Origin of the sequence: Streptomyces sp. MMG1121 (genome assembly GCF_001280015.1) — a bacterium.
Taxonomy (GTDB): Bacteria; Actinomycetota; Actinomycetes; order Streptomycetales; family Streptomycetaceae; genus Streptomyces.
The window spans coordinates 1-232 of sequence record NZ_LGDV01000160.1; the positions used below are offsets into that span (position 1 = coordinate 1).

General features: G+C 78.9%; 1 pseudogene. It reads right to left on the minus strand.

Annotation, left to right across the window (positions count from 1 at the left end):
- Window positions 1–232 (minus strand): annotated as a pseudogene (locus ADK64_RS15315) (endonuclease); the annotation flags it as partial.

Genomic DNA, 232 nt, shown 5'->3' on the forward strand with positions numbered 1-232 from the left:
GCCACGAGCGAGGACAGTACGGCGGCCTGGGCGACGCCGACCCGCTCCCGTGCGCCGACCGCGGGCCGCGTGAGCACGGCGACACCCCCGCCCGCCGGCCCGGCGCCGGTGGCGGCCCCCGTGCCGCCACCGGCGCCGGCGCCCTCCCGGCCGGCCCTCACCGCCTCCCGGATCATGGTCAACTCCCGCTCCAGTTCGGCCGGTTCGGGGAAGTTCTCGTCCCGTTCCAGCA